General features: G+C 62.4%; 13 protein-coding genes. 9 read left to right on the forward strand and 4 right to left on the reverse strand.

Annotated features, from left to right (window positions below; translation table 11 throughout):
- Positions 1-292: 292 nt before the first annotated feature.
- The gene (locus Y703_RS0114320; RefSeq protein ID WP_026553253.1) at positions 293-1141 is read right to left on the reverse strand and encodes an NAD-dependent epimerase/dehydratase family protein; all 849 of its coding nucleotides are present in this window, start codon (positions 1139-1141) and stop codon (positions 293-295) included.
- The gene (locus tag Y703_RS0114325; RefSeq protein WP_026553254.1) at positions 1138-2142 is read right to left on the reverse strand and encodes an aldo/keto reductase family protein; all 1005 of its coding nucleotides are present in this window, start codon (positions 2140-2142) and stop codon (positions 1138-1140) included. Before Y703_RS0114325 ends, Y703_RS0114320 begins: the two co-directional genes overlap by 4 nt.
- 153 nt (positions 2143-2295) lie before the next feature.
- On the opposite strand from Y703_RS0114325, the gene Y703_RS0114330 reads away from it, so the two are divergent.
- Together Y703_RS0114330 and Y703_RS0114335 are read left to right on the forward strand one after the other, a co-directional pair.
- Positions 2296-3369 carry a lipid II:glycine glycyltransferase FemX gene (locus Y703_RS0114330; protein WP_026553255.1) on the forward strand — a complete coding sequence of 358 codons (1074 nt, stop codon included), beginning with the start codon at positions 2296-2298 and terminating at the stop codon, positions 3367-3369.
- A gap of 48 nt (positions 3370-3417) precedes the next feature.
- Positions 3418-5133 carry a threonine/serine exporter family protein gene (locus Y703_RS0114335; RefSeq protein ID WP_173400641.1) on the forward strand — a complete coding sequence of 572 codons (1716 nt, stop codon included), beginning with the start codon at positions 3418-3420 and terminating at the stop codon, positions 5131-5133.
- 1 nt (position 5134) lies between these two features.
- On the opposite strand, the gene Y703_RS0114340 is transcribed toward Y703_RS0114335, so the two are convergent.
- Entirely contained in the window at positions 5135-5899 is a 765-nt protein-coding gene (locus Y703_RS0114340) for a uracil-DNA glycosylase (protein ID WP_253908072.1), read from the reverse strand.
- A gap of 175 nt (positions 5900-6074) precedes the next feature.
- On the opposite strand from Y703_RS0114340, the gene Y703_RS0114345 reads away from it, so the two are divergent.
- From Y703_RS0114345 to Y703_RS0114375, 7 genes are all read left to right on the forward strand, one after another.
- The gene (locus Y703_RS0114345) at positions 6075-6329 is read left to right on the forward strand and encodes a DUF3263 domain-containing protein (RefSeq protein WP_253908073.1); all 255 of its coding nucleotides are present in this window, start codon (positions 6075-6077) and stop codon (positions 6327-6329) included.
- A gap of 52 nt (positions 6330-6381) precedes the next feature.
- Positions 6382-7026 (forward strand): LytR C-terminal domain-containing protein, encoded by a 645-nt coding sequence (locus Y703_RS0114350; RefSeq protein WP_026553259.1) that lies wholly within the window; start codon positions 6382-6384, stop codon positions 7024-7026.
- A gap of 2 nt (positions 7027-7028) precedes the next feature.
- On the forward strand, positions 7029-7220 hold the full coding sequence (locus tag Y703_RS22735; protein ID WP_216698904.1) for a hypothetical protein: 192 nt from the start codon (positions 7029-7031) through the stop codon (positions 7218-7220).
- Positions 7217-7495, forward strand: a complete 279-nt coding sequence (locus Y703_RS22740; RefSeq protein WP_216698905.1) for a hypothetical protein — start codon at positions 7217-7219, stop codon at positions 7493-7495. The genes Y703_RS22735 and Y703_RS22740 overlap by 4 nt, the downstream gene beginning before the upstream one ends.
- A 392-nt stretch (positions 7496-7887) precedes the next feature.
- On the forward strand, positions 7888-8163 hold the full coding sequence (locus Y703_RS21710; protein WP_253908070.1) for a hypothetical protein: 276 nt from the start codon (positions 7888-7890) through the stop codon (positions 8161-8163).
- A 696-nt stretch (positions 8164-8859) separates the two neighbouring features.
- Positions 8860-9099 (forward strand): hypothetical protein, encoded by a 240-nt coding sequence (locus tag Y703_RS22235; protein ID WP_155849546.1) that lies wholly within the window; start codon positions 8860-8862, stop codon positions 9097-9099.
- A complete protein-coding gene (locus Y703_RS0114375) occupies positions 9096-9350 on the forward strand; it encodes a hypothetical protein (RefSeq protein ID WP_162148897.1) in 255 nt (84 codons plus the stop codon). The genes Y703_RS22235 and Y703_RS0114375 overlap by 4 nt, the downstream gene beginning before the upstream one ends.
- A 149-nt stretch (positions 9351-9499) precedes the next feature.
- Here the strand turns inward: Y703_RS0114375 and Y703_RS0114380 are convergent.
- Positions 9500-10626, reverse strand: a 1127-nt coding sequence (locus tag Y703_RS0114380) for an IS1380 family transposase (RefSeq protein ID WP_026553262.1), incomplete at its 5' end; no start/stop codon positions are given.

Here is a 10626-nt window from a genome sequence, read left to right on the forward strand (position 1 = left end):
GCTCGTTTCGGCAACTGGTCTGGCCAACGCGGACGCGATATCGACAACGCTTCGAGCCCGCGCTGGAGCACAGCCTCCGGCTGCAGCGACACTGAGTACTAGGGTCGTTGGGGTGGCTATGCAAGCACCACAGCAAACGCCTAATGCTTTCCAAGGGTTAGCGGGAGCGGCACCTGTCGATGCTTATGCGTCGCCGTCAGCGTCCCGTGGCGGGGTCATGGGGTAGGGAGTGCGTGGGTGGCACTGACCACACCTGTCGGTCCCGCACGCTCGCCCTTTCCAGGACCAACCGCTAGCCGACGTGGTCCCGCCAGCTGTGCTGCGGATCGAACCCCAGCACACTGCGTGCATGGTCGATGGAAAGCAGCGTTTCGTGCTCGCCAACGTTCTTGACCACGTCGACCCCGGGGAACACCTCGGCCGCGAGTGAGACGCTGGAACGACTCATTACCGTGTCGGCTGCCGCAATGATGAACTTATCGAAGCCGGGGGCAGCATTCTCGACCGCACGCTGTACTGCCTGCGCGCCGTCGCGACCGTCGATATACCCCCACAGGTTCCATTTTCGGGACATGGCGTCCTCGTCGAAGGACGGGAACTCAGCGTAGTCCTCGGGGTCCATCACGTTGGAGAACCGCAGCGCCGTGATGCTCAACTCCGGATCCCAGCGCGTCAGCTGGATCGCCATCTGTTCCTCAAGGTGTTTTACCAGTGAGTAGGTGCTTTCCGGGCGGGCCGCATACTCCTCATCGACCGGGATGTAGGGCGGATCCTCGTCGAAGGGAAGCCCCAGCACCGTCTCGCTTGATGCGTACACGATCCGCTGGATTCCGGCCCTACGACATCCCTGGAACACGTTGTAGGTGGACAGCATGTTGTTATGGAACGTCGCGGCATCCGCGTAGATGCCGGGAGCCGGAATGGCCGCCAGGTGAACCACCGCGTCAAAACCGCTATGCCGATCGTCGACACCCATCAGAGCGTCAATGACGTGGCCGTAATTGGTTAGGTCGATCTTCAGGAAGCCGGGATCGCGCTCCCCCTGCAGATCCATTCCGAGGACCTCATGCCCAGCAGCCCTCAGGACTGACGCGACGGTTCGCCCCAGTTTTCCGCTGGCGCCCGTTACCGCGAGCCTCATACGGGCCGCTCCTCGGGCGAGACAGTTTTCGCAGGATCGGACTCAGCCATTGAACCGATTGCCTCGTCGATCTTCGCCATCACATCGGCTTCAAGGGTGACGCCCGACGCTACAGCGTTGGACCTGACCTGCTCCGGTTTCGAGGCGCCGATGATCGCTGCCGCAACATTCTTGTTCTGCAGCACCCAGGCAACCGCCAGCTGCGCCATCGTGAGTCCCAGCTCTTCGGCGATGGGTTTCAGCTGCTGCACTCCGGTGAGGGTTTCGTCGGACATCCATCGCTTGATCATGGTGGAACCGCCTTTCTCGTCAGCGGCCCGCGACCCTTCCTCAGGAGTCCCTCCCGGCTGATACTTCCCGGTCAGCACACCCTGCGCGACGGGCGACCAGACAACCTGGGACAGCCCAAGCTCCTCCGATACTGGCACTACTTCTTCCTCGATGACCCGCCACAGCATCGAGTACTGCGGTTGGTTTGAAATCAGCTGGAAGCCGAGCTCCTTCGCCAGTTCATGGCCGGCCCGGATCTGCCGTGCGTCCCATTCGCTGACACCGATGTAGAGCGCCTTGCCCTGGCGGACGACGTCGGCGAAGGCCTGCATGGTCTCCTCCAGCGGCGTCTCGTGATCGTAGCGATGCGCCTGGTAGAGGTCCACATACTCAGTCTGGAGGCGATCCAGCGAGCCATTGATCGACTCCATGATGTGCTTGCGGGACAGGCCGGCGTCGTTGGGCCCCTTGGGACCCGTTGGGCCCCACACCTTGGTGAAGATTTCCAGTGACTGGCGCCGCTCGCCCTTCAACGCTTCGCCGAGTACCGTTTCGGCTGCCGTGTTTGCGTACACATCGGCCGTGTCGAAACTGGTGATGCCCACGTCCAGTGCCGCGCGCACACACTGGGTGGCGACGTCGTTCTCCACCTGCGAGCCGTGCGTCAACCAGTTGCCATAGGTGATTTCCGAGATCTTGAATCCGCTATTTCCGAGGTATCGATAGTCCATGCGTTCGATGCTATTGCACGACCTGGGGAATGGGGAGGATCGACCGACCGTCTGGAGCCAGGGCAAAGCCGACCCGGGCGAACCTGACCGCGGTCAACGGGGCCAGCAGCTAGACTGAATTGTCTTTGTGTCACCACCACTGATTGAGGGATTTTGGTTAAGTTCACCGCGCGTCTTGCGACGGCCGAGGAGCGGGACAACTGGGATGCGCTGGTGACGGCAAACCCCAATGGCGGAAATATGCTCCAGTCGGCATCTTTCGCCGACGTGAAGTCACATCACGGCTGGACTCCCCGATTCCTGGTCCTCGAATGCGCCGACTACACCAGCTACAACCTGGTGGTTGAGAAGCGATTCCCCCTCATCGGTGCCTTGTGGTACCTCATCAAAGGACCCGACGTCGCCGATCCCACTCATGTGCCGGCGGTGCTCGATGCGTGCAGGGATCTGGTCCGCACTGGGCGTCACAGGGTCTTTGCCGTAAAGGTTGAGCCTGACATTCCAGCTGACGACGACGTCGACCGGCTGTTTCGCAGTGCAGGACTAATCAAGACCTTTGACCTGCAGCCCAACGATCACACGGCCATCCTCGACACCACGCCTGTTCCCAACCAGTTGCTTCGCAATCTCCATTCGCGCGGCCGCAACGCTGTCCGGCGCGCTATCCGCGAAGGCGTCGAAGTGCGCCGTATGCAGCCCACCGACGAAAACTTCAGTTCGATGTATAAGCTGATGGCCCACATCGAGGACCGCTCGGCCGCCAAGCTCCGCTCGTACGAGTACTACAGCCGGTTCTGGAAGAACTTCGCTGACGCTGGACAGGGCCGGCTGTACTTCGTTTATGAGGACGGCGAGCCCTCGGTGGGCGCGTTCGTCATCAGTTACGGCCTCAAGGGCACCTATAAGGACGGCGGATCCAAACCCAGGCGGTCCCAGTACGGTGACTCTCATCTGGTGCAGTGGCAGGCGATCACCGACCTAAAGGAAGAGTTCGGGATTATCGAATACGACTTCTGTGGCACCCCGCCCAGTAACCAGCTCAAGGACACCACCCATCAGCATCACGGACTGGGGCTGTTCAAGACCAGTTTTACCAAAACTGTGACGGACTTTGTCGGCTGTTATGACCTGCCCCTCAGCCCGTGGAAGTATCGAGTGTGGAACGCCATCGGCGAACGGGTCGCTCGACAAATTTACTGGCGCCGACACCACCAACCGTTTTACTGACAACCTTTCCCGCTCCGCGCGGGAACACCGGATGAAGGGGTGAATCCCATGGGTGAGAAGCCAGAGGCCGACGACGGCCGCAACCCCAACACCAACCCCGCACCGGTAGCCGAACAGCTGCCCATCGTCCCCACGGCGGGTACCCCCGCCAGCGTGGCGTCGCCGCCCGCGCTTCCGGTGCACTCGCTGCCCGGAACCCCCGGGGGAGGGGCAGTCCGGCCTGGGGCAGCAGGGAAATCCGGCAAGGGCTCGGCTGCAAAGTCGAAGTCCAAGCTGCGCCCCGCACCCGCCAAACCGGATCGACGGTCATATTCGACGCCGACTGATGCGCTGCCCACCACCCCGCGCTCGGTGCGCCCCGACCGCTCCAACGCCGCCGCCCGTAAGGTGCTGCGCCGCCTGGTCCAGGGGGAGACGCCACCCACCCAGGCGATGAGCATTGTCGAACGGTTGGCCGGAAGCCCCTACGCCAACCCGACCATCCAGGTGTCCGGACCGGACATTAACGCCCGGAGGACGCTGGATTTCGCGTTGAGCCTTGCCGAAACAATGTTCCGTTATGGGGCAGGTGCCCTTGAGGTGGAAACCAGCATCATCGCTGTTACCGCCGCATTCGGGCTGGACAACATTGAAGTGGACATCACCAACCAGTCAGTCATCCTGAACTACTCGGCCAAAGACCAGACCCCTGTCACTGTGCTGCGGGTCGTCCGATCGTGGACCAACAACTACGCCGGGCTGCTGAAGGTGCACCAGTTGGTGACCGACGTCGTCGACGGCGGTACCTCCCGGATTGAGGCGGCGGCGCGCCTCGAAGAGATCACCCACAAACCCAAGCCCTTCCCTCGGTGGATGGTGACAGCCGCGTTCGGCATCTTCGGCGCCGTCATCGTGGGTTTTATCGGCGGGACTCCGCTGGAGTCGTTGATCAGTTTTACCAGTTGCATCGGCGTCGACCTCCTCCTGCGGCAGTTGGGGAAGTGGCGCGTCCCTGAATTCTTCGCGGTGGCTACCTCAGCCGGGATGGTCACGATCGTCGCCATGGTCTTCTGGTGGCTCGATATCGGTGTGGCCCCATCGTTTGTGGTGGTGGGCGGTATTCTGCTGCTCCTGCCGACCGGGCGACTGGTATCGGCCACCCAGGACGCCATTAACGGTTTCCCGGTCACGGCGGCGGGCAGGTATCTGTCCGCGTTTCTGGTGTTCGCGGCGATCGTATCAGGGCTCGCCGTGGCGCTGGTGGTGGGAGCTCTGATTGGTATTCCAGAGCTGGAAATGACCACTTCAGTCGGATCCCTCTATCCGCTCCCGGTGGTTGCAGTGCTGGTCTTCATCGCTGTTGCGATGATCTGCGTTGCGGAGCAGACCGACATGAAGCTAGTGCTCCCCACCTCCCTGATTGGCGTGACCGGTTTCCTGCTGTACTCGTTGGTGGTCACTCTGGGAGTTGGCTATCGGCTTGCCCCGGCGGTCGCAGCGGTGCTCATTGGGATGTTGGCACGGATGGTAGCGCTGAGGATGGGCGCTCCACAGCTGGTCATGGCGGTCCCCGCCGTCATGTTCCTCTACCCGGGGCTGATGGTATTCAGGTCGATGTACGGCCTCACCATCGAAACGGAGATGATTGGTGCCGGAACCAACACGATGTTCAACGCGCTGACCATCATCCTTGCAGTCGCGGGGGGTGTGGTGCTCGGTGACAATCTGGCACGTCCGCTCACCAAAGGGTTCAGCAGCAATGAACGCCGAAACCGGCGCAGGTAGGCTACCGCAGTTGCCAATCCACCGGGTTAACACCCTGCTCTGCCAGCAGGGTGTTAACCCGGGTAAACGGACGGCTACCGAAGAACCCTCGCGACGCCGAGAGCGGGCTCGGGTGAACTGACTCAATCACCGGTGTGCTTCCGAGCAGCGGTTTAATCTGTTGGGCATCTCTGCCCCACAGCACGGCAACCAGCGGACGATCCCGGGCCACCAGCGCCTCCACCGCTGCACTGGTCACCACATCCCAGCCCAGACGGCGGTGCGACGCCGCGTCGCCAGCGCGCACAGTCAGCACCCGGTTGAGTAGCAGCACCCCCTGCTCTGACCATCCCGACAGGTCCCCGTGGTCGGGAACTGAGGCCCCCGTGTCGGCGGCCAGCTCCCGGTAGATATTCGCGAGGCTCCTCGGAATCGGCCGGGTACTGCCAGCGACGGAGAAGGACAGCCCGACGGCGTGTCCCGGCGTCGGATACGGGTCCTGGCCCAGGATCAGCACCTTCACCTGGTCTAGTGGGTAGCTGAACGCCCGAAGAATATGCTGCGCCTCGGGCAGGATCTGGTGACCGGCGTCCACCTCGGCCCGCAGACGATCGGCAAGCTGGTGCAGCTGAGGTTCAACCGGGCGCAGGGGGTCGGCCCAGCTGGGATGGACGATGTCGGCCACCGCTACAGGTTTGGCGAAGGGGAACGGTGGAGCGGCAGCTCCCGGGGCCTTGCCGGGCGCGGGAGATGGTTCAGGGAAGAGGGCGCTCTGGTATTCCGACACCATCCCATCCTTGTGCGCGGGTGTACTAAATGACAAGAGTGTTATTCCCAATTACGATGAAGGCCAGACCAGGCAGCGTGCAACCAGGCTGTCTTCAGCTAAGGGGCGATGGGTAGTGACTGAAGCAGCAAGCGCTGACAATGCCGTGCACCCGGATCCGGATGATCAGCAGGTGATGGGGGTGCTAGGCGATCGGGAGCAGCAGATGCTTGCCCTGGAACGTCAGTGGTGGAAGTACTCGGGGGCTAAAGAACAGGCGATTAGGGAACTGTTCGATCTGTCGGCTACCCACTACTACCAGATCCTCAACGCGATGATTGATACCGAGGCCGCGCTGGCTCACGATCCCATGCTGGTCAAGCGACTGCGTAGACTACGAACATCCCGTCAGCGAGCGCGCTCGGCCCGCCGGCTCGGCGCTGACATCTAAACGCCCTCGGCGAACCGTTTCCAGTGCCAAAATCCAAGGACGACGCATCACTATGAGCCAATACCCCCGGGACGAGTTCGACAAGATCCCTGAATCCGCATCGCGGCAGGGAGTTCACCGGGAACGGCTGGTTCCGCAACGGTCCAGTGGACTGGCGTTGAAGATTTTGGTCGGAGTGCTAGCACTCGCCGTTGGTCTTGCCGCCTACTTCATCCTCCCCCGCCTCGGTTTCGGTGCTGGGACAGATTCAGAGCCAACCCAGACCACCAGCACACCAGCCGCCGCGACTGCAACGCCAGACTCCTCGCCCTCCCCAGCGAGCGACGACGACGCCACCTCCGGGCCTGAGCCCTCCGACCCGGAACCGACCGACCCGGAGCCGGCCGAGAGCGAGCCCACGCCGAGCGAAGAGCCGGAGACCATCGACAGAACGCAACCGGTAAACGTCTACAACTCAACCGGTATCAGTGGACTCGCAAGCGCGACCGCCGGTCGTGTGACAGCAAGCGGTTGGGGCGCCGGGCAAATTGCTGACTGGGGCGGAGCGCCGCTGCAGAGCTCGGTGGTCTTCTACAACAACCCCTCCCAGCTCGCAGCAGCCCAGGAAGTGGGAGGCGTTCTTGGCATACCGACGCTAGTGGAGTCCGCCGAGGTGTCCCCGAACATCACAGTGGTGATCGGCCCCGGATTCCAGTAGCCATGTATTCAGACGCTGACGCAGCGAGCCTCTACGCCATCCTGAATCCCTGGGACGCGAGTGATGAATTGTATGTGCCGTTCGGCATGAGCGCTGAATCAGTGCTCGACGTCGGCTGCGGCAACGGGGGATACGTGGCCCGGCGGCGCACCGAGGTGGAGTGGGTCGAGGGGACGGCGACGGCGAGCGTTTGACCTTCGCCACCCGGAACCCCGAGGCGCGCGCCTGGGAAATTTGGACGCCGGACAACGCCCAGGACGTGGTCGACGACGCCGGTCGCCCCTTGCGCATCATCCACCATGTCGAGGCGCTCGACGGCGACGTCGTGACGCTTAACGAAACCACTGCGGACCCTGACGGAACGGCACTTTGTGTGGACCGTGCTCGTCTGCGCTTCCTGGACGCCGATACCCTCGACGGGTTCCTGGCTGATGCAGGATTCGCGGTGGAGTCCCGTCATGGAGGCTGAGCGGGGGAGCCATTCACCGCATTGAGTGCAACCATTCTCACCTCCGTGCGGGCTGTCTAGGATGACTGAATCTCACGTCATCCTGGAAGGCTGGCAGGTCCGGCTCCGTGACTGGCTTACCGAAGATCTTTCCGCTTATCGCGAATGGCTGAAACCCCACCACGAATGGAATCTGTGGAACGGCCCTTACTTCCCGCCCCACATGAGCAAGAGGCGGATGCCGCCCTTGAGCGCATCGAGGGGCAGCTGGAATCAGGCGAGTGGCCCGAGGTGCGACGGCGACTGGTGATCGCCGATGCACCATTAACCGACTGATCGGGACTGTTCCCTGGCATTGGGAGTCCGAGGCAACCGGATGGCCCAGGGCCGGAATCACCGTCTTTGACCCGGCAGTGAGAGGCCGTGGGATCGGCAGCGAGGCGCTGGCGTTATGGGCCCACTATCTATTCAGCGTCACAGCCTTCCGTCGCCTCGGCCTGCTCTTTCATGAACTCGAGGGTGCCGTCACCCAAGCGCAGAAAGACCGGCTGAAAGCCCTGCGGGCAGGTCAGATGCCCAGCGAAGGGTTCTTCTCCCGCAACGCCGGTGGCCTTGCCGAAGGGTATGAAGCCCTGACCGGGGAAATACTTTCCCGACTCAACGAGATCGAAAGCGGGCAAGCAGCATGAACGCGGATCGCGCGAGCCTGGCAGAAGCCTTCAAACCATTTGCAGCATCACCTAAGCGCGGAGCCAGCCTGCAAGGACTTTTGAAGCCGAAGGCACGACCCAGCGAAACCGGGAACACGGCGCCTATGGTTGCTGGCACTGAAACCAATAGCGCCGAGACTCCACTGACCTCACCAAGGGGGAAGGCCGTGCCGGTCGGTGAGCCGGACGACGCCGCACTACATCCTGCCTCGCGGACAGTGCCGGGAGCACCGCGCAATGTGGGCGTTTACCTGCCACCCGAGGTGCTGGAACGTGTCAAGAGCGCAGCCAAAACAGAGCAGATCACCTACAGTGACCTACTCGTTGACGCCTTCAACGCCGTCAGCCCAGAACAGATCAGCCACATGTTCACCCCGGTGACTGAACCGACTGAATCAGTTATGCCGCGGAGGGTACGACGGCCACGAGGAACTGCAGGGATCCAGATCCAACTCCGCCTCGACGACCACCAAATCGCCTGGTTGGAGGATCAAGTCGCCCACTACCAAGCGCCCTCGCGCAGCGCGCTGGTGTCCGCCGTTCTCCGCCTGCACACAAGCATGTCGTACGGTCAACTTCAACTCCACCAGCACTCTGACTGGCAACGTCTGGATTCAAAACGTTGCCGAGGGAGGCTGTGGAAACTACGCGACCTCCGTCGTTTCAAACCGAGTCATGCGGACCGTCACCAACAAGACCACGGCAGATCCGTGGGCCATCGGAGCTTCAGCGTGGGGACTTTCGGTCTCCGGGCCGAGTGGCACCACCTCAACCACCTGGACCAACTCGAACCGTTCTGGGTCCTACCTGTCAGGTAACGTGTGCATGAGTTGGAACGCGATTTACCTGTCCCTTAAGGTGAACGGCACCGGTAACTACAACGGTGCTGTCCGCACCGTCGCAGCTCAGGTATGACGTTACGGCGGCCCCGGCACCGGTTGACGAACAAAGTAGCTCTGCTCGTCGTCATTGCCACAGCAATAGCTGGATGCACTGCAGATGCGACTGAGGAAGAATCTTCGGGACAGTTCGCAACTGTGGAGCTGGAGAAGGCCATCAAGGAGTTGATAGCAGACAACGGACTTATCTCTGTCACTCCGGTATCAGCTGAAAAGACAATGGACCTCTTAGCCTCGATCTTTCATGAGGCGTTGTTCCCTGTGTGATCGGGGCTTACTGGCTGCCTGACTGGTTTGATTGTGGCATGTGGGTGCGACATTGTTGCCGCTGGCCGTGGCGGTTGTCGGTGATGGTTCCACGTCCATCACTGTGGTGCTTGGATCTGCTGCTCGGGATCGGTCGGCGGTGGTGGCGGTTATGGCGGGTCCAGGGCTCTGATGCGGGTGAGGGCTTTGATGAGCAGTCCGGTCTCGGGTGCGGTGGATGCGAGGTGAACGGTCAGCCTTCGGGCGTGGGAGCTGATCCTGCCGGCGATTTCGAAGATCCTCGCCCGGAGTCTTTTCGGTTCCCACCGTCTGGCTTTCGTGCCGTGGAGCGCGAGTATCTGCGCCCAGGCCATGAGTTCGGAGGCGAGCATCACCAGGTGGCACCAGAGCGTGTTCGCCGCGAACAAGTGCAGGGGCAGGTTCTGAAGCCCAGTGTCCTTGGCGTTACGGATCCGGTCCTCGCAGCGGGCCCGTAACCGGTGCCGGACTTCCAGGTCCGCCAGTTGCCCGGTCTCCTGGTTGGTGGCCAGGGCGGTGTAGCGCATCCCATCGACATCAGTGATCCGTAGCTGAGCACCGACGTGAGGGACTTCTTTACGGACGATGATCCGCATCCCGGCCGGCCAGGACAACAAGTCCAGCATCCCGGTGACGTCCGCGACCCAGGCCCCGTCGCGTTCGATCCCGTCACTGTTGTAGGCCCGGGTCCACGCAGACTTCGGAACCCGGGGCAGGGCCGCTTCGACGGCGCCGTGGAGCGGGAAACCCACCGAATAGCCCAGGTTCCGGCGTGGGTGGGTGAGCCAGTGAAGGAACCCGTGGGTGCCGCCGGCTGAGTCGGTGCGGATCATGACTTTCCTGCCGGAGCGGTACCCTTTCGGCAACTGCTGCAACGCATCCCGGGTGACCTGGATGTGGTCAGAGGCGGTGTTGGACCCGGCGTTCCCCGGGCGCAGCAGCACCGCCAACGGCTCCCCGGTGCCCTCCGTCCCGTGATCGAGGTACGCCGCCAACGGGTGGAACCCGTACCCTTTTTTCCACGTCGGGCGGGCGTCTTCCTTCTCCGAATGCGAATTCACCAGCGTCGCATCCAAGTCCACAACCAGCGGGGCGCGCCTGCTGACCCCGTGCAACGGCGAGTGTTCCCCGGCGACTGCCCACACACGGGATCGTGCGGCAGCCCGGGCGGCATTGATCGCGGCCAACGCCTTACCCGGGCTGATCCTCGAAAGGGTAGTGACCAGCCGGCTGACCGTCGGATCCGAAGCCACGAGCC

It is taken from the genome of Arthrobacter sp. H20 (genome assembly GCF_000520515.1).
Taxonomy (GTDB): Bacteria; Actinomycetota; Actinomycetes; order Actinomycetales; family Micrococcaceae; genus Arthrobacter_D.

What these genes read in the sequence shown, in the direction of transcription:
- Y703_RS0114320 (WP_026553253.1), bottom strand. Translation starts at nt 1,141, where the DNA reads ATGAGGCTCGCGGTAACGGGCGCCAGCGGAAAACTGGGGCGAACCGTC.
- Y703_RS0114325 (WP_026553254.1), bottom strand. Translation starts at nt 2,142, where the DNA reads ATGGACTATCGATACCTCGGAAATAGCGGATTCAAGATCTCGGAAATC.
- Y703_RS0114335 (WP_173400641.1), top strand. Translation starts at nt 3,418, where the DNA reads ATGGGTGAGAAGCCAGAGGCCGACGACGGCCGCAACCCCAACACCAAC.
- Y703_RS0114345 (WP_253908073.1), top strand. Translation starts at nt 6,075, where the DNA reads ATGGGGGTGCTAGGCGATCGGGAGCAGCAGATGCTTGCCCTGGAACGT.
- Y703_RS0114350 (WP_026553259.1), top strand. Translation starts at nt 6,382, where the DNA reads ATGAGCCAATACCCCCGGGACGAGTTCGACAAGATCCCTGAATCCGCA.
- Y703_RS22735 (WP_216698904.1), top strand. Translation starts at nt 7,029, where the DNA reads ATGTATTCAGACGCTGACGCAGCGAGCCTCTACGCCATCCTGAATCCC.
- Y703_RS22235 (WP_155849546.1), top strand. Translation starts at nt 8,860, where the DNA reads ATGCGGACCGTCACCAACAAGACCACGGCAGATCCGTGGGCCATCGGA.
- Y703_RS0114375 (WP_162148897.1), top strand. Translation starts at nt 9,096, where the DNA reads ATGACGTTACGGCGGCCCCGGCACCGGTTGACGAACAAAGTAGCTCTG.